The following is a 22,402-nucleotide window of genomic DNA, read 5'->3' as shown; positions in this document are numbered from 1 at the left end:
ATATCTTTTATTTTATTTCTTCAAATTTAAAAATTGTGATTCATATAATTCCTTATATAATCCACCATTATTAAGAAGTTCATCATGACTTCCTTTTTCTTCTATTCCTTTATCAGTTAAGACTAAAATTTCATCTGCATTTTTTATTGTAGATAATCTATGAGCAACTACTATTGTAGTTCTTCCTTCACAAAGTTCTTCTAAAGATTTTTGGATCATATATTCTGTCGTATTATCTAGGGCAGATGTTGCTTCATCTAATATTAAAATTGGTGGATTTTTCAAGAAAACTCTTGCAATAGAAATTCTTTGTTTTTGTCCACCAGAAAGCTTAACACCTCTTTCACCTATATAAGTATTATATCCATCTGGTAACTTCATTATAAACTCATGTATATTAGCTCTTTCGGCTGCTTTTATTACTTCCTCATCAGTTGCATCATGTTTACCATATAGAATATTATCTTTTATAGTTCCTGTAAATAAGAATACATCTTGTTGAACTATACCTATATTACCTCTTAATGATTCTAAAGTTACATCATAAATACTTTCCCCATCAATAGTAATATCACCCTCAGTTACATCATAAAATCTAGGTATCAAATTACAAAAAGTTGTTTTACCTCCACCTGAAGGGCCAACTAAAGCTAGCATTTTACCTGCTTCTATTTCTAGATTAATTCCTTCTAATATGCTTTTCTCTTCATAACTAAAATTGACATTTTTAAATTGAATTTCTCCTTTAATATTTTTCAACTCTGCATTTCCATCTTCTTCTATTTTTTCATCTATTATAGCTATAAATCTCTTAAATCCTGTCATACCATTTTGATATTGCTCCATAAAGTTAACAAGTTTCTTAATTGGTTGAGTAAATAGCTTAATATATAATAGATAAGCAAAGAAATCACCTAAGTTAATTATATTAAAATAAGTAAAAATACCTCCGGCTATTAAAGAAACATAATCTAAAATATCTATTCCAAAGCCAACTCCTGCAAAATATTCAGCCATTACTTTATATGCTCTAGACCTAGCTCTTTTAAATCTATCATTTCCATTTTGAAATTTATCTATTTCATGTTCATGAGATACAAAAGCCTTTGTAATTCTTATTCCTGATAGAGAATTTTCTAGATTTGAATTTACGGCTGATGTTTCTACTCTTGTTTCCATAAATGCATTAAGCATTTTATTTTTTTGTTGCCAAGTAAATAAAACTATAAATGGAATAAATGCAAAAATTATAAGAGTTAATGGGATATTAATTGTGCACAGCACTATAAAAGAACCAACTAACATAACAATTGAGATAAATAAATCTTCTGGACCATGATGAGCTAGCTCTGATACTTCCATAAGATCATTAATCATTCTACTCATTAAATCTCCAGTCTTATTATTATCAAAATATGTATTCGGCAATTTTTGTAGGCGCAAGAACATATCTCTTCTCATGTCTCCTTGCATATGAACCCCCATAACATGTCCATAATACTGCATGAAATATCCACAAGCTGCCTTAATTAAATATATGATAATTAAAGTTACAGCAAATATAATTAACATCCTAATATTTTTATTAGGTATACTGTCATTAACTAATGTTCTAGTCATCATTGGATAAACTAAATCACAAGCTGCTGCTATAAATGCTGCTAACATATCTAAGAAAAATAATTTCTTATATGGCTTATAATAACTAATAAATCTTTTTACCATATTTTCCTCCTTATATTACTACAAATACTAGTATTATTTAATAATAGACTAATTAATAATAATTTTCCATACTTTATAAGTATTTTATCTTTAAAAATAAATTTACTCACTTTTTTTCCATGTATTAATATTATTAAAAATAAATACAATATATTTATATAGGTTTTTTTATAAATATATTATAAAGGTTGGAGGTTTTTAAATGTGGTTTAATAAAAGATCCGAAGATATAATTAATGAATTATCTTCTAATTTAATTAATGGTCTTTCTTCTTCTGAAGCTAAATCAAGGTTAGAGAAAAATGGATTAAATAAGCTTCAAGGAAAAAAGAAAAAATCATTATTACAACTTTTTTTCTCTCAAATTAATGATGTAATGATATATATACTCTTAATTGCTTCTATTATTTCAGCTATAGTTGGTGAAATAAGTGATGCAATAATTATACTAATTGTTATATTTATTAATGCCATTATTGGAGTAATACAAGAATCAAAGGCTGAAAAAGCTTTGGAAGCCTTAAAAAGCATGTCTACTCCCAAAGCCTTAGTAAGAAGAGATGGAAATGTTATTGAAATTCCCTCTGAAGAAGTGGTTGTAGGAGATATTATAGTTATAGATGCAGGAAGATATATTCCAGCAGATTTAAGACTTATTGAGACTGCTAACTTAAAGATTGAAGAATCTGCTTTTACTGGGGAATCTGTTCCAGCAGAAAAAAGTTCTGATATTATATTGGATGACAAAGATGTTTCAATAGGTGACCAGCATAATATGGCATTTATGTCTACACTTGTTACTTATGGTCGTGGAATTGGAATAGTAGTTAATACTGGCATGAATACACAAATTGGTAAAATTGCTAAAATGTTAGATGCTGAAGAGGATAACACAACACCACTTCAAAAGAAACTAGCTCAGCTAGGTAAAACTCTAGGATTTATTGCCGTTGGAATATCAATACTAATGTTTATAGTTTCTATATTTCAAGGAAGAGATATCTTAGAAATGTTTATGACATCTATAAGCTTAGCTGTTGCAGCTATTCCCGAAGGATTACCAGCTATTGTGGCAATTGTATTAGCACTTGGTGTTCAAAGAATGATAAAAGAAAATGCAATTATAAGAAAGCTGCCTTCTGTTGAAACCTTGGGATCTGTAAATATAATTTGCTCTGATAAAACAGGTACATTAACTATTAATAAAATGACAGTAAAAAAATATTATATTAATGGAGAAATTACTGATTTAGAAAATATAGATATAAATAATCATGAGACTAAACTTTTAGTTTATGGAATGATATTATGTAATGATGCTACTTCCAAAGATGGAATTCAAACAGGAGATCCTACAGAGGTTGCATTAATAGACGTTGGAAATAAAATTAATATTTTAAAAGAAGATCTAAATAAAGAATTTAAAAGAATAAATGAAATTCCTTTTGACTCTGACAGAAAACTTATGACTACAGTAAATTCTTATAACGATAAGTATAATGTATTTACTAAAGGTGCTATAGACAGTATTTTAAAAATATCTAATAAAATCTTAGTAAATGGTGAAATTAAAGAATTCACAAATAAAGAAAAGGATGAAGTTTTAAAAGCATCTAATTTAATGTCTGACGATGCACTAAGAGTTTTAGCCCTTGCTTATAAAACTATTGATAATGAGCATGTTGCTATAGATGAATTAGAAGAAGACTTAATCTTCATCGGGCTTATGGGTATGATTGACCCACCTAGAGAAGAAGTTAAGGGTTCTATAGAATTAAGTAAGAAGGCTGGAATTAGAACTATAATGATAACTGGAGATCATAAAAATACTGCAGTAGCTATTGCTAAAGAACTTGGAATTGCAGAAGATATCTCTCAAGCTATGTCCGGAAGTGAAATTGACAGTTATTCAGATAAAGAGTTTACTAAGATTATTAATAATTATAGAGTATTTGCAAGAGTGTCACCTGAGCATAAAGTTAAAATAGTTAAAGCTTTTAAATCTTATGATAATATAGTCTCTATGACCGGTGATGGTGTTAATGATGCTCCTTCATTAAAGGCAGCTGATATAGGCGTTGCTATGGGAATTACAGGTACTGATGTTGCTAAGGGCGCTGCTGATATGGTATTAACAGATGATAATTTCACTACAATTGTTAAAGCTGTGGAAGAAGGAAGAAATATATTTAATAATATTAAGAAATCTATTATATTCCTTCTAAGCTGTAACTTAGGAGAAGTAGTAGCTTTATTCGTAGCAATATTATTAAACTGGCCTGCTCCACTATTACCTATTCACATTCTTTGGGTGAATTTAATAACAGATAGTTTTCCAGCATTATCTTTGGGTGTTGATCCTGGTGATAAAGGTGTAATGAATCTTCCACCTAGAAGTCCAAAAGAAAGTTTATTTACTGGAAGAATGGGAATTTTATTAATACTAAATGGTATATTAATAGGAGCTAATACATTATTTGCTTTTGTATTAGGAGAATATTTATATCCTGATTCATTGAAACATGCCCAAACTATGGCTTTTGTTGTTCTTAGTGTTTCTCAACTTTTCTATTCACTTTCTATGAGAAATGAAACTAAGTCATTATTCCAAGTTGGAATTTTAAAAAATAAATGGCTAATTTGTTCCGTATTATTCGGTATATTAATACAATTTGCTATAATTACTATTCCATTGACAGCTACAATATTTAAGGTTTATTCTCTAACTTTAAAAGATTGGGGAATAGTACTTTTAATTTCATTAATACCATTTGCTATTAACGAAATAGTAAAGATATTCTTTAGGTTAAGTGATAAAAGAAAATTTGATAAATAATTAAAAGGCACGAAAGTGCCTTTTAATTATTTACTGTATAAAAATTCCCCTTGGATAATATTCCATTGTCCATAGAATAAATTTTATCAGCTACCTTTATAGCAAAATCCATATCATGAGTTATAATAAGCATACTCATACCATCTTTTGCAAGACTTCGTATTAGTTTTGTTACTTCTCCTGTTAATCCTGGATCTAAAGCTGATGTAGGTTCATCAAAACACATTAGTTTTGGTTTTAAGGCAAGAGCACGACCTATAGCAACCCTTTGCTTTTGCCCACCTGATAATTCATATGGATAACTATTTATTTTATCTGAAAGACATAAGAAATTTAAAATTTCTTTTGCACTATTTACCGCTTCTTCTTCAGATTGTCCTAAAACTCTTTTAGGTGCCTCAATTAAATTTTCTAATACATTCATATGTGGAAAAAGATTAAAATTTTGAAAAACTAGCCCTATTCCTCTTCTTACTTCATTAAAGTTTTTCTTATCTCCATAAATTCCATTTTTACATAAATATTTATTATCTATTTCTATAGTTCCTTCATCACAATATTCAAGTCCATTTACACATCTAAGTAATGTTGTCTTACCCCCACCAGAAGGTCCAACTATTACTACTATTTCTCCAGATTCAACTTCTAAATCTATCCCTTTTAATACTTCTGATTTTCCAAAGCTTTTCTTCAACCCTTGAATTTTCAGCATAATATACCTCCTATTGATAGTAATCAAACTTCTTTTCTATATACTCTAATACTTTTGTAATGATACCATTAAAAATTAAATAAACTACACCTACCACCACAAATGGCATAATTGATGAAAGTCTATTTGCTGCTATCTTTGCTATCTTTAATAATTCATCTAACCCTACAACATAAATTAATGCAGTATCCTTAACTAAAGTTACTATTTCATTAGCTACAGGTGGAAAAATTCTTTTTAATGCTTGGGGCATTATAATTCTAAAGAATGTATCTTTTTTACTTAGCCCTAAAACTTCTGCTCCCTCAAACTGACCTTTATCTATAGATAAAATTCCTGCTCTAAATATCTCTCCAAAATATGCCCCATAATTTAAAACCATTGCTAATATAGCAGATTGAAATCTTGGAATAGTTATATTTAATAAAGGTAATCCGAAAAATATAAATATAATTTGTAAAAGAAGAGGTGTTCCTCTTAATATTAATACATAGAATCCTGTTATTGATTTTATCAATTTTATTTTAGAAATTCTTCCTAATGCTATAATTGCACCTAATGGAATAGATAAAATAAGCGTAATTGCAAATATCTCTATTGTTACCTTTAACCCTACTAAAGCTTCTGGAATAAAACCCATAATTTCATTTATTAATTCCAAAGTAAACACCTCTCTTGTCTTTTTTTATTTTGCTATTATATCATCACCAAACCACTTTTCAGATATTTCGCCGGCAGTACCATCTTCAACTAATTCATTAAAAGCTTTATTAAATGCTTCTACTAATTCAACATCATCTTTTCTCATTCCTACAGCATAAGCTTCTTTTCCAAAGTCTTCATCTAATACCTTGTACTTATCTGAGCCTCTTTGACTTATATAATATTTAGCTAATATTTCATCAGCAACAACTGCATCCAATCTACCTGCTTCTAAATCCATTAAAGCTTCATTATTAGTATCAAAAGTAATAACTTTCCCACTATTAAATGTACTTATTATATCTCCATCTGCTTCTATAGCATCAACAGCACTAGATTCACTTTGAGCTCCTACTATCTTTCCTGCTAAATCAGCTTTAGTATTTATATCCGAGTCTGCTAATGTAATTATAACTTGTCTATTATTTAAATATGCTGTTGAGAAAGCAACTTTTTCTTTTCTTTCTTCTGTTATGCTATAACCATTCCATATAAAATCTATATTTCCACTATTAAGTTCAGTTTCTTTCATCGTCCAATCTATAGGCTGAAATACTATTTCTTTTCCTAATTTTTCACCAACTGCTTTTGCAAGATCCAAATCAAAACCTGTATATTCACCATTTTCATCTTTAAATCCCATTGGAACAAAGGTATCATCAAAGCCTAAAACTAGTTTCTCCTTATCCAATGCACTTTCTATACTTTTTTCTTTACAAGATATTAATGTAAATGGCAATATTAATAATAAACTTAGCATTAAAATTCTCTTCTTTATTTTTAAATTCATTTTTATATCCCCCTAATATTATAGATAATGTTAAAATTCTAAATCACTTTTCTTATTTATTACTTTATCATAGTGAAGTGACAAAGTCAATAAAAATACGATAAGAAATTTATCGTATTTTTATTAATATATGATTATCTTTTTAAGCTTCCACCATTAGTTGCTATAACTTCTTTATACCAATTAAAGCTCTTTTTCTTATATCTTTCTAAAGTTCCACTTCCATCATCGTTTCTATCAACATAAATGAAACCATATCTTTTCTTAAGCTCAGCAGTAGATGCAGATACTAAATCTATGCATCCCCATGTAGTGTATCCCATAAGCTCAACACCATCTTCTATTGCCTCTGCCACTTGTACTAAATGATCATTTAAATAATTAATTCTATAATCATCATTTACAGTTTTATTTCCATTTTCGTCTGTAATTAACTCATCTACAGCTCCAAGACCATTTTCAACTATGAATAAAGGCTTTTGATATCTATCATAATAGAAGTTTAGTATATATCTTAACCCTTCTGGATCTATTTGCCATCCCCAATCAGACGCTTTTAAATATGGATTTGGAACTCCTGAAATTAAGTTTCCTTTACCAGCTTTATTTTTTTCTGGATCTGCAGTTGCACATGAGCTCATATAGTAGCTAAATGAAATAAAGTCTACTGTATTTTTAAGTATTTCTGCATCTCCTTCTTCGAACTTAATTTCAATATTATTTTCCTTAAAGTATCTATTCATATATTTTGGATATTCTCCTCTTGCATGAATATCTGCAAAGAAAAGATTTTGTCTATCTTGTTCTAAAGTTTTTAAAACATCACTTGGCATTGGAGTTAATGGATAATTTGGTACACCTAAAATCATACATCCAATTTTAAAATCTGGATTTATTTCATGACCAATCTTAACTGCTAATGCGCTTGCAACTAATTCATGGTGCATAGCTTGGTATAAATCTTGTTTACTTAATTTTTCCTTTGGAGTCCATATTCCAGCACTCATTAAAGGAAAATGTAATGCTGAATTAATTTCATTAAATGTTAACCAGTACTTTACCTTATCTTTATATCTCGTAAATACAGTTCTTACATAATTTTCAAAGAATCCTATAAGTCTTCTATCCGTCCATCCATCATAATTTTTAGCTAATGCCAATGGTGTTTCATAATGTGATAAAGTAACTAATGGCTCTATTCCATACTTAGCTAATTCATCAAAAACTTTATCATAAAATTCTAAGCCTTTTTCATTTGGTTCTTTATCATCACCATTTGGGAATATTCTTGACCATGCAATAGAAAGTCTAAATGTCTTAAATCCCATTTCTGCAAATAACTTTATATCTTCCTTGTATCTATGATAAAAATCTATACCTACAAGTTTCATATTATCTTCTGTTGGCTCTTCAGTTGCTGCTCCTGTTATTCCCTTTGGCATTACATCTTGAATTGATAATCCCTTACCATCTTCATTATATGCTCCTTCAAATTGGTTAGCTGCTGTAGCTCCTCCCCATAAAAATCCTTCTGGAAACTTAATCATTTTAATAACCTCCATTTTATTTGGAGCTATCATATAGACAGCTCCAACTCTTAATTTAAATTTACTTTATTGCTTTAATTAATTCATCTTTTTCTTTAACATCTCTATCTATTAAAGATAATATATCTTTATAATCATATGTATTTGTAACTAGTACAGGTGTAATTACTTCATATCCTTCTTTTTTAATTCCTTCTATATCAAATTCTACTAATAAATCTCCTGCCGTAACTCTATCTCCACTCTTTACATGAGCAGTGAAGTACTTTCCTTCTAATTTTACTGTATCTAATCCTATATGAATTAATATTTCTGCTCCATTATCTGCAGTTATTCCAATAGCATGTTTTGTTTCAAATAATGCAGAAACAGTTCCATCTACTGGAGCAACAGCTCTTCCTACTGTTGGTATTATAGCTGCACCTTTTCCCATTATTTCTTCTGAAAATGTAACATCATTCACTTGTTTTAAAGAAACAGCTTTACCTTCAATTGGTGATAATACAATTGAGTTTGATTTGCTTTTTACTTCTTCAACTGTAACTTTTTTACTTGATTCATTAAGATTTTCTTCCTCTTCTTCATTTTCTGGATCTTCAAAACCTAATATCCAAGTTAATACAAATGCAAGTATAACTGAAATTCCTAATGTTATTAATGCATTTATAAAGTTAGAACCACCATTTGGATCTATAAATTGAACTAAAGATATTACCGCTGGTGTAGCAAAAACATAACATTTTAGTCCTACAAATCCTGCATATAGCCCTGAAACTCCACCTGCAATCATACATGCATATAATGGTTTTTTATATTTTAAAGTTACACCATACATAGCTGGTTCTGTAACACCTGCAAGGAATGCTGAAATACTTGAAGCTCCTGCAACTTGCTTTAAATCTTTATTTTTTGATTTTAAGAATACTGCTAAACATGAAGAGGCTTGTGCTAGGTTTGAACATAACATACCTACTAATAATAAAGCATCAAATCCAATATTAGGATTGTTTATATTCATTATTGATAGTGGAACGAATGCCCAGTGCATGCCTGTCATAACTAAAAGTGGCATTAGTGCACCCATTATCATAATTGCAAGCCATCCTGCTTTATCATAAATAAATACCATTGCACTTGATAATGCTTCGCCTGCATAGAATCCTATTGGTCCAATAACTATTAAAGCAATTGGTAAAGCAATTAATAATGTTAACATTGGTTTCAAGAAATTTTTTGTAACTGCTGGTGTAATTTTATCTGATAATTTTTCTACATATTGCATTACCCATGCCATCATAATTACTGGAATTACTGAATAAGCATAACTAGCTGACGCTACTGGTAATCCAAATAAAGAAATCTTTTCACCTGCATCAACAAGCCCTATAAAATCTGGATATACCATAACACCAATTACTGCTGCTAAAGTATATGGATTTATATTAAACTTTTTAGATGATGAAATTACTAAAATAAGTGGTAAAAAATAAAATGTTGCATCACCTAATGCACTTAATATTGCATATGTTTGACTAGTATCTGATAGTATTCCTATCATAGGTAATATAACTAATAAAACCTTTATCATACCTGCACCAATAATAGCTGGCATTGTCGCAGACATGCATCCTGAAACTATGTCTAATATGTTATTGATAATTCCTTTTTTCTCTTTTACTTCACTTGATTTACTTTCTTGAAAATTTCCAAGTTTCATTAATTCTTTATAACAACTTCCTACATTATTGCCTATAATAACTTGATATTGTCCACCTTGTCTAGCTACACCCATAACACCTTTTATTTTCTTTATAGCGTCATCATCAGCTTTACTTTCATCTTTTAATGTGAATCTAAGTCTTGTCATACAGTGCTGTACACTATTAACATTACTTTCTCCACCTATCTTTTCTAATATTTTCTTTGCAACTATTGCATAATCCATTTTTATTCCTCCATTTAAAATATATAAATTTTAATGAAGTAAAGCCCATAATACAGAAACTATTCTGCTTACGGTAACTACCTTTCATAACTAAGATTAAAAAATATAAGAAATATAGATGAGCGCTCAAAATCTATAATTTCTATTACTAGCCTATATTGCTAGTATCAAGAATAATAAAATTAATCTTCTTTTATTATTCTTTGTATATGTACTGTTAGATACATCATTTCTTCATCTGAAATTTCATGTTCAAATTCTTTTAATATATATTTTCCAACCTTTTCAGCACATAAATACGCATCTTTATATTGGATTTTTATCATTTCACAAAAATTAGTATCATCACTTTTCATAACTTTTCCACTAAGCATTCTTTGTGCAAAGAATTTTAAATGGGTTATAAATCTTTCATAATGAAGTGAGTATTCATCTAATTCTATATTGAAATGAAACTTAACTATATTTAAAACATTTTGAATGATTTTTGTTATGTCTAAAGTATCATTCATATCTCGTGAATTAAGCTGTGCATTAACTATATGCATTGCTATAGATGCTGCTTCACCTTCTGGAAGATCAACATTTAGACGTTTTCTTATAATGCCTAAAGCCTCTTTACCAATTAGAAATTCATGATTATAAAATCTTTTTATTTCCCATAATAAGGCATTTTCAAAATTCAAACCTTGCTTATATCTTTCAATTGCAAAGCTTATGTGATCAGTTAATGAAATATAGATATTATCATTTAACTTTTTACCTAAAGAATATTTTGCATAAGAAATTATTTCATTTGAAGTCTGAATATACTCTAAAGGGATTTCAGAAAGTAACGTCATTAATTTATTACAATCATTTTTATTCTCAATAGAATAAATTTTTTCTATCTTGCTTTGATCTACTACATCACCAATTTTCTTTTGAAAACCTAAGCCACAGCCCATAACAAGAACTTCTTTTCCATTATTATCAAATGTTCTAATTAAATTATTGTTTATTATTTTATCGATTTTCATTATCTTCCTCCCCTTAACAGATTTTTGAGTATAAAAAAAGACCATACTCAAATAAAATAATACCTATTGTAGATATTATTAATAATTTGGTAAAGCCTGCATAACCAGTAACAACCCATAGCATTATTAATTTATCATAATTATAACATTAAAAAATTTCAATGTCAACCTTTCCACATTTCCTTATATTGTAAGAAAATATGCTTAATAATTGCATTTTTATTGCATAAATTTAATCAGAAAAGGTGTCTACCTAAATGCAAACACCTTTAGTATCTTAACTAAAAATTTATTACTTTAATCTAGTTCCTTCTTTTTCTTGAACTATTTTTCCTTCCTTCATAAGACCACCTAAAGCCATTTTGAAGTAATTTTTACTTGTATTAAATGTAGCCTTTATATCTTCTGGATTAGATTTATCATTAAAATGCATAAATCCACCATTTTTCTTTAAATATTTTAATATATCCTCTTGAATCTTTTCTCTTTCATTCAATCTAGTTTTTCTAGGAGTTAATCCTATAATACCATCTTCATATATTCTTTTAACTCTTAATTTCATTTCAGTTCCAGGATATATATCCATATAATATTCATTAGGTAAAATTAACCCTTTATATTTACCATCAATTGCAACATGAACAGTACCACCTTCAGTTTTTCCATAAACTTGTGCTATTACTTCATCTCCAATTTTATATTCTTTTCCTTCTTCTACAGCATTTAAAATATAATCTCCTACTTCTGTAGTTGCTGCTAATCTTCCTGTTTTATCTAAGTAAACATAAAATAAATATTTACTTCCTATATGAAGTTTAAATCTTTGTTCTTTCATTGGTACAAAAATATCCCTATCTAATCCAAAATCCACAAAAGCACCAAAATCCGTTTGGAAAACTACTTTCAAATACCCTACTTCACCCACAGTTACTAATGGCTTTTTAAAAGTTGCTATAGGTCTATCTTTTGAATCTCTATATACAAAAACTTCTAACTTATCTCCAATATTTATTTCTTTTTTTTCTGTCATTGATTTAGGTAATAATACCTCTATTTTACCCTCATCACCTAAATAATATCCGAAGTCTTTTTCTCTCTTGACTTCTAATAAATTATAATCACCTATGTTAATCATTTTTCCTCCTGGCCTTATACGTATTTCTTGCTAATTTCGACATAATTCTTTGAAGATTGCTCTATACTCTTAATTTCATCTTCTGTTAATTTTCTTACAACCTTAGCTGGACTTCCCATAATAAGAACTCCTTCTTCAAAAACCTTATTTTGAGTTACTAAGGATCCTGCACCTACAATACTATTTTTTGATATTTTAGCTCCATTTAATATTATAGATCCCATTCCAATTAAAACATTATCCTCAATTTCGCATCCATGAATAATTGCTCTGTGACCTATTGTCACATTATTTCCTATATTAGTTTCATAATCAAAGTCTACATGCACAACAGAGTTTTCTTGAATATTAGTATTTTCTCCAATATGAATTTTACTCATATCCCCTCTTATTGTAGTTCCAAACCAAACATTAGCATTTTTTTCAATAACAACGTCTCCTATTATATCAACACTTTCTGAAATATAGCAAGTTTTATCTATAACTGGTTTAACTCCATTAAAATCTAAAATCATTTTTATAACCTCCCAAATAAATTTCTACTTAAAGTTATTTTATCACTACTTAATATTATTGTCATTATTTCTACTCCTTAAATACTATATATAGATAGATAATAATTTGTTAAGGAGTTTAAGTTGGGAAAAAAAAGAAGTAAAGATATAAAAACCTTTGATAAATCTGATTTTAAATACTATTATGGAATCCCTCATTGCCATACAGAATATTCTACTGGTAAGGGTTCCCCATCTGAAGCCTATGAATATGCTTATAAATCAGGTTTAAATTTTATGTTCATAACTGATCATAACTCCTATCTTTCAGATGAAGTATATATTAAAGATAATAAATATTCAAAGTTTCAGGGAACTAAAATTTATGCTTCTAGAATAAGAAATAAATATAGTGACTTTCTGCCTTTAGTTGGCTTTGAAAGCAAAACTAGCCTCTATGGAGATTTAAATATAATTAATTCAAATAATTATTTTACTGGAACTGTAAGAGACTTAAAAATATTAGCCCTATGGATGCTTAATAATCCTGACGCCTTTATATCCATTAACCACCCTCATAAAAATATAAAAAATCTACATTATAATGAATTATTAAATAAATTAATCACTTCAATTGAAGTAGGTAATGGAAGTATTGATGGAAAATATACACGTCACGATAAATACTATTATAACTTATTAGATTCTGGTTGGTTGATTGGGGCAATTAACGGACAAGACAATCATAAAATTAACTTTGGAGATTCAGAAAATCTAACAGTTTGTATATGTAATAGTCTTTCATCAGTCAATATTATTTCTGCATTTAGAGAAAGAAGAACTTATTCAACTGAATCTAGATATTTAAGGTTTTATTTTACTATTAATGATATGTTCATGGGTGAAGAAATTAATATTGATTCAACTAAACTTAGATTTATGATATCAGCTGAAGATATTAAATATAAAATTAGAGAAATTCAAATAATAAGTAATAATGGTAAAGTTATAAGATCTATTGAAAACATAAATTTAAATAGTATTAAATATCTTTATGAGCATAAAAACGAAAAAAATGAAACATGGTATATTATTAAAATAATTGAAGATGATAATAAGGTAGCCTTCAGCTCTCCTATTTTTATAAATAATAATTACATTTTAAATTAAAACAAACATGGCATTCAAAAAAGAATGCCATGTTTATTTTCAAAATTATTGTTTTTTTTGATTTTGCATATGTTTAACTCTGTTTGGTTTAGCCTTAGGTCTAATTTCAATTTTCTTTTCCTTTTGCTTAGGCCCACCTGTGCTTTGAATATCAATAAACCACATAAAGAACCAAACGACTACTAAAGTAAATATCGCACTTATCCATATATTTTGTTTACCAAAAAAGAACTGTAATACAAATAAAACTAATGATATTCCTAATGGAATCCATTTGTTTATTCTTACTTTTGAAAATACATACTTTCTGCCTAATGTAAATAATAAAATCATTGATAAAATTAGGAATGCAAAATATGCTATAGTAAATAGTATGCCCACGATATACTTCCTCCTTTTAAAGATTCTATATACTATATTAAAAGAAATACTGAATCTTTTCAAGACATATAAATTTAATTATTTGTAACATTAAAACATTTACTAATATATTGGAAATTATAATACAATTTTTAGTAATATAATAAAATTTTGAATTTTATTTATTAAATTTATTATAATTCCCTTCTATTTTAATTAATTATTTGATAGAATATACTAAGAAATTATAAAATGTTAAAATGAGGTGGTCTTATGAGTTTAAATTTAACTTCACAGTTAGACGAATTAGATTTACAGATATTAGACTTATTAATAAAAGATTGTAGAACTCCTTACTTAGAAATAGCTAGAATTTGTCATGTAAGTGGCGGTACTATCCACGTAAGAATGAAAAAAATGGAGGAGCTTGGAATAATTAAAGGAACAAGAATACTTTTAAATTTACCTAAGCTAGGTTATGACGTATGTTGTTTTGTTGGAATATACGTAGACAAGACCTCTTCCTTTAATTCTGTATTTGAGGAACTTTCTAGAATTAAAGAGGTCGTAGAAATACATTTAACTACTGGTAATTATTCTATATTAACTAAGGTTGTATGCAAAAATATATCAGACCTTCAAGATATATTATTAAACAAAATCAATTCTATTACAGGAATACAAAGAACTGATACAATTATATCTTTAGATCAACCTATAGATAGAAACATTACTATATAATGCATAATCTCCTCTCTCTTGGTTAAACTAAATATGTAGTTTATTAATAAGGGAGGATTATTATGAAAGTTTTAGATTCAATCGTTCTTATTTTAGTTATAATTGGAGCTGTTAATTGGGGATTAATTGGATTTTTTCAATATAATTTAGTTAATGGTTTATTCGGCTCAATGCCTGCTTTAGAAAGAATTATTTATGCCTTAGTAGGTGTTGCTGGATTATACTCAATTTCATTTTTTGCTAAAAGCAAATATACAGATTTTATTGAATAATTATGACTTAATTAATAAGGAAGTTTTATACTTCCTTATTAATTTTACAAATTATTTATATTTGAAAATCTATACCCTAATTGATCTGTTAGATTTACTATATTTTTTAATATTGAGTTATCATCGTATTTACATACTATATTACCATTATTATCAACATGCACATCTATACTATCAATTTCTATACTTAAATGATAATATAGACTAAATTCTTGATTTTTATCTCTATTTTTTATTCTTTCTATCATGGATTCACCAGTATTATCATCTACATACCCTAGAGGCGTTGGTATATACTTAGTAATTTCGTTATTAGCACTCGTTATAATATTAGCATTATAAACGCCTATTGCAGGTTCATATAGAATTTTAAAATATTCTTCAAATATTTCTTGTTCATCTGCTGTTGTTCTATAATGTGGTGTTTCCCAATAAGTAATAGGTATATTAAGATTATCAGCTACAGTTATAGCATTTTCAACCTTTCTTCTTATTTCCTCTGAGTCAGTACATCCTCCATCTCCAAATTCAAATCCAGTAACACTATTACTATCTTCATATTGATGTGTATATCCATGTAATCCTATAGTTCCTCCCCTGTTAACTATATAATCTAATGTGAAAATAAAATTTGAATTCTGAATAGATTCATTTTTAGATATATCATTATCCATATTACAATCATAATTAATGTATCTTGGTATCCAAGAAATACTAAAATCCTCATGTTTATCTTTCATATAATCAACAACTGCTCTAACTTTTTCCAAGGCAGATTTGCTAAGATAAACATCTCCTGCTGTAAAATCTTCAAATCTTATATATGCATTTTTTTTATTTAAATTTCCCTTTATATTCACATCTTTTTCTATAGACTTTTTCGCTATATAAATTTTATTATTATCATAATCCCAAAAGGTATTAAGATTTAAAATTTCACATAAATCAAAGAAAGAAATATAATAATCATTATTTTCTTTAAATATATCTCCTCTTAATTGTTTAGTTGTATTATTTTCATAATAAGTTTTATCTGTAATATCTATTTCTGCAATATTATCTATTTTAATATTGTCCCCATCTATTTCTTCAGTTTTATGAAAATATTTAATAAAATCAGATATGGCTATATATATTCTATTATTTTCATATAAAACCTCATCTTTAAAATTCATTGTTTCATTATTTAAAATAAATGAAATATTATACGGGATCTTTTTTATTTCTTTACTTCTATTATTTGAAGAATTTAGTGTTTTTATAAATTCTTGTCCTCTAGTATTATAATAGCTATAGTTTACTCCATAACTTTTATATACTGGAAAATTAAATAAAGAAATTATAATCACTATCATTAATATAATTGAATAAATCTTCTTCCTCACTTATATCCCCTCCTAGATTAATATAAAAATAATAAGTCTATTTTTAGATCAGTTATGAAAATTATTAAAATACTACGTTTTATAATTTTCTTAAAAATAATAAATAATAGAATTATTTTACAATAAAAAAAGCCTACTTTTAAAGTAGACTTTATTAAATATTTATTTCATTTTCTTAATTATATCAAATAATTCTATTGCAGCATTTCTTGGTCCATCTTTTTCTTGTCCTTCTAACGCAAGACAAGTCTTAATTTCTCCAACCTTAACTGTACCATTAAACATTGCATCAAAATATCTTTCAATTAATTCATTAGTTTCTTCTTGCTTTTGAGCAGGACCAAATGGATTTGCAAAATAACTCTCAACTAGTCCTTTTTCTGAAGTAGTTCCCTTTGCCATTCTAGCTCCTGATTTAAATACCTTTATTGCATCTGATGGAGTCTTAAAATACTCAATTGATTTTTCCCCTTCTTTTACTTCTGTATAGTTATTTGCATACAAGAATAAATCAACTTCATATCCTTTAACAATTTCCTTATATGGTGCAACCGGCATAACTAATCTTGCATTAATCTTATCTGGATTCATAAATATACTTCTATCTATTTCTTTAAAAGCATACCCTTGGTCTAAGTCATCTAATCTAACAAAGGCACCAATTTCAGTTCCATATCCATAAATCTTTCCGTCTATTTCTTTAAATGTTCCCATATCATCAAATATTACAGTCATATTACTAATATAATCTTCACTTAATGTCCTAAAGGCCTCTAGACTTTCTGACTTACCTGCACCACTATCTCCCATAATTACTACATTAGCAGTCTTTCCATCCTTAAGTACTATATTAACCATTGCTCCATGAATTGGTAGATAACCTCTTTTAATCATTACTAAATTATGAAGTGTTAATGTCATCTTCTTCATATATCCAAAATAATCTATTTCTTCTGAGTGATTTACATATCCTACCATTATATCATTTTCTTTATCATCATAGAATACTGTTTTCTTATCCCCATAATTATCCTTTGCACCAAAAACATAAACTAAATCTGGCTTTTTTCCTCTATATTCTTCTATTCTTGCCATTTCAAATAAATTACATAATGTTATTCCATGTTGCATAAAATCTCTATGGAAATATATAAATGCTAGCAACTCACCAACCTTAGCTGGATAACAGAACCAATGGTCCCTATTTAAGGTTGAATTTACTAATGGATTATAATTAACTTCACTAAACATACCACTTCTTGTATTTTTCTTTGGATATGTTATAAATGGTGTTTCTAATAATATACTATCTATAAATTCTATATCTTCAAGAGACTCATATCCCTTTGGTAATGGCCATAAAACCTTATTAATTATAACAGATGCATTTCCTCCTACAGGAATTTGTCTAAACACATTAGGCTTATATCCTAATACATTTTTCTCTATTTTTCTGTATAATTTTATTATTAAATTAGATAATGCTGAGTTAGCCTGTGTAAAACTAACTGCTGATAATCCATTTTGTAGCTTATTACTATGAATAACAGTATATCTTTCTAATGTTCTCCAGAATAAATATAAATCTTCTACAAATGCAATAAAATTATCTTTGTCAGAAAATAAATCCGAATAACTAGGATTAGCTTCAACTATTTCCTCAACATTCATAACTGTGCAATACTTAAAAATCTTAACTACTGTACTTAATACTTCATTTACATCCTCTGTTTTTAATTCTTTGCTTAAGTATCTCCAACTTAAAGTAAATTTCTTTTTTGACTTTTTTAAATAATTTTCTATAACTCGTCTAAAGCCCTCGCTCTCAACTAATTCTTCAAATGTACTACAGTATTTAGCTGTAAAATTTATTAATACCTTATCATTACTTATAGAAAATTCTTTTCTCATAGATTTGCCCCCTTTTGAAATATATACAAAATAAAAATTTCATTTTATCGTTATTTTTTTATATTATAGCATATTTTCTGCAAGATTATAAAGGTGGATTTTGCATTTTTGAAAATTTTTACGAATCTTTAACTTTTCATTCCAAAGTAAACGTAATCATCTAAAAATTTAATGATATTTTTTATGATTTATTAAATATACGAATATTATTTTTCAACTTTTAGTTAATATTTATACCAGTTCGAATGTTTTTATTTTATTAGTAGATATAATTATACATCAAGAAGGATTTATCTAACAATTAAAAATTAATAAAAAAACTCCTAAAGGAGCTTTTTTGTTAATTTTAGTAATTCTTTAAAAATTATATCAATAAATATTTAGTTTTAATTTTTAATTTGTATTGTTTTTAAGGTAGACCCTTCTTGATAATTATATTATTGGTTAAGGTTTTTTGCTACTACTTCTCTTACCTTTTCCATAAGCCCCTTTTCTTCTTCCCTAGTTAATTTATCTGTATAAATTGGTTTTCCAAATGTAACTGTTATATCTATAGGTTTAAATTTTCTATCAATTTCAAAAGCTCTATATGCTCCATCTATTGAAACTGGAACAACTGGTGCCTTTGCCATAGTTGCAAGTTTTAAGCTTCCTTTTTTAAACTCTCTAAGCTTTCCATCCTTACTTCTAGTTCCTTCTGGGAATATAGCCATACTATATCCATTTTTAATATTTTCAGCACCTTCTCTAATAACCTTGATTGCTTCTCTAGGATTTTCTCTATCTAAAGGAACACAATTGTACTTTCCCATCCAATAGCCTATTACAGGTGCTTTAACCATTTCTTTTTTTGCTACAAACCCCATACATTTTCCAACTGAATCAATTAATAATGGTATGTCTAATATACTTGTATGATTCCCAATATAACAACATGGCTGATCTGGTATATTTTCCTTTCCAACCACAGTAACATTCATTTTTATTGCTCTATGGATAGTATATCTAGCCCAGTCTTCACCAACTTTTCCGCTATATTCAACTGCTGCCTTCTCTCCCTTAGTCTTTTCTATATACCAACGTTTAACAGCTTTAAATTGCATAAATAACATATATAATCCATAATGTATAACTTTAAAGACTTTCATTATATTTGCTACCTCCATCTTATTTACTTATATTTCATTATAATGTCTTATATTTTATTCTTCAATTATATTTTTATTTTCTTATGTCAATAATATATGTATATTATTTGTAAATTTAAATATACATTTCTATTTAAGGAGTTTAAATGATAAAAAAATATAAATTAATAAAACAAATAAAAAATATATTAATAGTGACATTAACGCTACTAAGTATTTTTTTATTAAAATCACTAATTAATTCAAATGCTACCTCTATCACTCCAAATGAAATGAGAGTTCATTTTATAGATGTTGGGCAAGGTGACTCTATTTTAATTCAAGTTAATTATAAAAATATACTTATAGATTCAGGCCCTAAAGATGGAAAAGATAAGGTAATTCAATATTTGAATTCACTCGATATAACTCAATTTGATTATGTAATTGCAACTCATCCTCACGAAGATCATATAGGAAACATGGCCTATATAATAAATAACTATAACGTATTAAATTTCTACTCTCCTAAAATAGATAATAATACATCCTCTTTTGAAAATATGGCAGAAGCTCTTTCTAGAAAAAACTTAAAAATTAAAATATTGAAAGCTAATTCTTCAGCTATAAACCTTGGGCAAAATACATTATTTGAAATTTTTTCTCCTAATTTAGATTCCTATGATAATTTAAATAATTATTCACCTATTATTAAAGTTTCTTACGGAAACACTTCTTTTCTATTTACAGGAGATGCTGAGGAGGAAGTGGAACAAGAAGTATTAGCTAATAATTTAAACTTAAAGAGTGATGTTTTAAAGGTAGGTCATCATGGCTCTTCAACTTCAACATCAGAGACCTTCTTAGATTCAGTAAATCCTAAAATATCAGTTATTTCAGTAGGAAAAAATAATTCCTATGGACATCCTACAGAAAATACCCTAAATAAATTAAAAAAAACTAATATATATAGGACTGATATAAATGGAAATATAATTATTACTTCAGATGGAAGTAATATTAAAGTTTCTTTGAAATGATAGATGCTCCTAAAAATTTTTAGGAGCATCTATCATTTAAGAATTTATTCTTAAATTAATATATACATATTTTATCTTATTTCTCCTAATGCATCTTCTTGGCTATTTAAATTTTTTTCTCTCTTTATTTCTATTGTTTCACCATTAATAGCATCTAAGACTTGATCTTTAGTATTTTCTTTTTCATTTTTCACATCAATTTCTTTTATTTCTTTAGATTCATTTTTAACATAAGCTTTCCAAAGCATATATATATTATATAAATTAGTTACATCTTGTTCATTATATAATAATATAGTTTCAATTTTTTCCCTTGGCATTCTTAAAATATATTCCTTATCTTTTAAAACCTTATTAAAGGTTTTTGCAAGATTCGAACCACTTATAACTTCTCCTTCTCTATGGATATCAAAATCTTTTTCTAAATTTTTAAGCCCTATGGAGTGTTTCATTTCCTTTTCATATTCTCTTTGAATATCTATATCCTCAAACTCTTTAGAAAAGTTAAGTTCTATTCCATACCTTTTGAACAAATAATTAATCACAGTATAATCATTATTTCCAGAAAAGGTGACAATAGCTTTTTTCCCTTTTTTCTTCATTCTTACAAAATATTTTTTTGCTAATTCTAAAATTTGTATTGTTTCATACTTATTTTCTATCATATATTGAGTAACATACAACTTATTATTTTCATATATGCAAGCTCCAAATACCCCTATACATTTTGGTTTCTTATAAACATAGTGTTCCAAATCAAAAAATATAAGTTCCTCCGGTTGTCTGTGTATATCAGACGTTTTTAACATAAATTCCCTATTAGTGGAATCTACCTCTATTATATTTTCTCTTATAATCACATTACCACTCTTTCTTCCTTATCATTATCACCTTAAAATTCCTTATTTTATCTTATAACATTATATCATCTTTTATAACAATATAGGAATAAATAATAATATAATTATCCCTACTTATATAATATTATGTAATACTTAATATGTTCAACATTGAAAATAATAAATATTCTAAATTAATTAAAATTATCATTAATAATTTTTCAATTGTATTGACTATTTTTTAACAGTTTGTTATCATTAAATTATGATAATGATTTTCAATACAAAGTGGATAAAATAAGCCTATTAATTTAAAATTAAGAGAAAATCAATAATAAAAGAAATTGGTGGAGATAAAAAGCTCCTTAGTCAAATCCAAAAATATAATATTTGCTATGAATATATTTATTATAAGAAGAAGGTGTTCTCATGGAGATATTAATTACTTTAATTATAGTTGTGTTAGCAGCATATATAATCTTTAAAAGTGTTCGTAAATCATCTAAAGGTAGTGGTTGTAACTGTGGAAAATGCTCTAGTAGCTGTCCTATACAAAAAGAAAATATTGTTAAGCTAGAAAAAAAATAAATATTCTATCGAATATTTATCACTTCATACTTAAGTTAAAATACTAAAAGTAGTTTTTATCTAA

The 22,402-nt window shown here is 27.2% G+C and carries 20 protein-coding genes; 6 read left to right on the top strand and 14 right to left on the bottom strand.

Translation table 11 applies throughout. From position 1 onward, the window contains the following. Positions 1-12: 12 nt before the first annotated feature. A complete protein-coding gene (locus ACQPVP_RS03930; RefSeq protein ID WP_430847439.1) occupies positions 13-1,725 on the bottom strand; it encodes an ABC transporter ATP-binding protein in 1,713 nt (570 codons plus the stop codon). A gap of 202 nt (positions 1,726-1,927) precedes the next feature. Here ACQPVP_RS03930 and ACQPVP_RS03925 point away from each other — a divergent pair, with 202 nt between their 5' ends. Next, on the top strand, positions 1,928-4,561 hold the full coding sequence (locus ACQPVP_RS03925; RefSeq protein ID WP_430847437.1) for a calcium-translocating P-type ATPase, PMCA-type: 2,634 nt from the start codon (positions 1,928-1,930) through the stop codon (positions 4,559-4,561). Positions 4,562-4,583: 22 nt separating this feature from the next. On the opposite strand, the gene ACQPVP_RS03920 is transcribed toward ACQPVP_RS03925, so the two are convergent. The 8 genes from ACQPVP_RS03920 to ACQPVP_RS03885 form a co-directional block, all read right to left on the bottom strand. Further along, a complete protein-coding gene (locus tag ACQPVP_RS03920; protein WP_430847435.1) occupies positions 4,584-5,273 on the bottom strand; it encodes an amino acid ABC transporter ATP-binding protein in 690 nt (229 codons plus the stop codon). A 10-nt stretch (positions 5,274-5,283) separates the two neighbouring features. Then, on the bottom strand, positions 5,284-5,925 hold the full coding sequence (locus ACQPVP_RS03915; protein WP_430847753.1) for an amino acid ABC transporter permease: 642 nt from the start codon (positions 5,923-5,925) through the stop codon (positions 5,284-5,286). Between the two features lie 33 nt (positions 5,926-5,958). Continuing rightward, positions 5,959-6,735 (bottom strand): amino acid ABC transporter substrate-binding protein, encoded by a 777-nt coding sequence (locus ACQPVP_RS03910; RefSeq protein ID WP_430847751.1) that lies wholly within the window; start codon positions 6,733-6,735, stop codon positions 5,959-5,961. Positions 6,736-6,899: 164 nt separating this feature from the next. Then, positions 6,900-8,312, bottom strand: coding sequence for a glycoside hydrolase family 1 protein (locus ACQPVP_RS03905; RefSeq protein WP_430847433.1), 1,413 nt, complete (start codon positions 8,310-8,312; stop codon positions 6,900-6,902). A gap of 61 nt (positions 8,313-8,373) precedes the next feature. Beyond that, positions 8,374-10,257 (bottom strand): beta-glucoside-specific PTS transporter subunit IIABC, encoded by a 1,884-nt coding sequence (locus tag ACQPVP_RS03900; protein ID WP_430847431.1) that lies wholly within the window; start codon positions 10,255-10,257, stop codon positions 8,374-8,376. A gap of 182 nt (positions 10,258-10,439) precedes the next feature. Next, positions 10,440-11,276 carry a BglG family transcription antiterminator LicT gene (licT, locus tag ACQPVP_RS03895; RefSeq protein WP_430847429.1) on the bottom strand — a complete coding sequence of 279 codons (837 nt, stop codon included), beginning with the start codon at positions 11,274-11,276 and terminating at the stop codon, positions 10,440-10,442. Positions 11,277-11,568: 292 nt separating this feature from the next. Then, the gene (locus ACQPVP_RS03890) at positions 11,569-12,411 is read right to left on the bottom strand and encodes a CvfB family protein (protein ID WP_430847427.1); all 843 of its coding nucleotides are present in this window, start codon (positions 12,409-12,411) and stop codon (positions 11,569-11,571) included. Between the two features lie 14 nt (positions 12,412-12,425). Further along, the gene (locus tag ACQPVP_RS03885; protein WP_430847425.1) at positions 12,426-12,926 is read right to left on the bottom strand and encodes a gamma carbonic anhydrase family protein; all 501 of its coding nucleotides are present in this window, start codon (positions 12,924-12,926) and stop codon (positions 12,426-12,428) included. A gap of 123 nt (positions 12,927-13,049) precedes the next feature. Between ACQPVP_RS03885 and ACQPVP_RS03880 the strand changes: the two genes are divergently transcribed. Continuing rightward, entirely contained in the window at positions 13,050-14,075 is a 1,026-nt protein-coding gene (locus tag ACQPVP_RS03880) for a CehA/McbA family metallohydrolase (protein ID WP_430847423.1), read from the top strand. Between the two features lie 45 nt (positions 14,076-14,120). Here ACQPVP_RS03880 and ACQPVP_RS03875 read toward each other — a convergent pair whose 3' ends face one another. Next, positions 14,121-14,456, bottom strand: a complete 336-nt coding sequence (locus ACQPVP_RS03875; RefSeq protein ID WP_430847421.1) for a hypothetical protein — start codon at positions 14,454-14,456, stop codon at positions 14,121-14,123. 252 nt (positions 14,457-14,708) lie between these two features. Here ACQPVP_RS03875 and ACQPVP_RS03870 point away from each other — a divergent pair, with 252 nt between their 5' ends. Together ACQPVP_RS03870 and ACQPVP_RS03865 are read left to right on the top strand one after the other, a co-directional pair. After that, positions 14,709-15,176, top strand: a complete 468-nt coding sequence (locus tag ACQPVP_RS03870; protein ID WP_430840066.1) for an Lrp/AsnC ligand binding domain-containing protein — start codon at positions 14,709-14,711, stop codon at positions 15,174-15,176. Positions 15,177-15,238: 62 nt separating this feature from the next. Further along, positions 15,239-15,448 carry a DUF378 domain-containing protein gene (locus tag ACQPVP_RS03865; RefSeq protein ID WP_430847419.1) on the top strand — a complete coding sequence of 70 codons (210 nt, stop codon included), beginning with the start codon at positions 15,239-15,241 and terminating at the stop codon, positions 15,446-15,448. Positions 15,449-15,492: 44 nt separating this feature from the next. Here the strand turns inward: ACQPVP_RS03865 and ACQPVP_RS03860 are convergent, their stop codons facing one another. The 3 genes from ACQPVP_RS03860 to ACQPVP_RS03850 form a co-directional block, all read right to left on the bottom strand. Then, positions 15,493-16,833 carry a DUF2334 domain-containing protein gene (locus ACQPVP_RS03860; RefSeq protein ID WP_430847417.1) on the bottom strand — a complete coding sequence of 447 codons (1,341 nt, stop codon included), beginning with the start codon at positions 16,831-16,833 and terminating at the stop codon, positions 15,493-15,495. A gap of 162 nt (positions 16,834-16,995) precedes the next feature. Then, positions 16,996-18,744, bottom strand: coding sequence for a phosphoenolpyruvate carboxykinase (locus tag ACQPVP_RS03855; RefSeq protein WP_430847416.1), 1,749 nt, complete (start codon positions 18,742-18,744; stop codon positions 16,996-16,998). A 437-nt stretch (positions 18,745-19,181) separates the two neighbouring features. Then, positions 19,182-19,892 (bottom strand): lysophospholipid acyltransferase family protein, encoded by a 711-nt coding sequence (locus ACQPVP_RS03850; protein WP_430847414.1) that lies wholly within the window; start codon positions 19,890-19,892, stop codon positions 19,182-19,184. A gap of 146 nt (positions 19,893-20,038) precedes the next feature. Here ACQPVP_RS03850 and ACQPVP_RS03845 point away from each other — a divergent pair, with 146 nt between their 5' ends. Beyond that, a complete protein-coding gene (locus tag ACQPVP_RS03845; protein ID WP_430847412.1) occupies positions 20,039-20,911 on the top strand; it encodes a ComEC/Rec2 family competence protein in 873 nt (290 codons plus the stop codon). A 71-nt stretch (positions 20,912-20,982) separates the two neighbouring features. Here ACQPVP_RS03845 and ACQPVP_RS03840 read toward each other — a convergent pair whose 3' ends face one another. Beyond that, the gene (locus ACQPVP_RS03840; protein WP_430847410.1) at positions 20,983-21,771 is read right to left on the bottom strand and encodes a ribonuclease H-like domain-containing protein; all 789 of its coding nucleotides are present in this window, start codon (positions 21,769-21,771) and stop codon (positions 20,983-20,985) included. 408 nt (positions 21,772-22,179) lie between these two features. On the opposite strand from ACQPVP_RS03840, the gene ACQPVP_RS03835 reads away from it, so the two are divergent. Next, positions 22,180-22,338, top strand: a complete 159-nt coding sequence (locus ACQPVP_RS03835; protein WP_430847408.1) for a FeoB-associated Cys-rich membrane protein — start codon at positions 22,180-22,182, stop codon at positions 22,336-22,338. Positions 22,339-22,402: the final 64 nt, after the last annotated feature.

It is taken from the genome of Clostridium nigeriense (assembly GCF_050585265.1).
Taxonomy (GTDB): domain Bacteria; phylum Bacillota; class Clostridia; order Clostridiales; family Clostridiaceae; genus Clostridium; species Clostridium nigeriense_B.
This window is presented reverse-complemented; position numbering and strand designations above follow the sequence as displayed.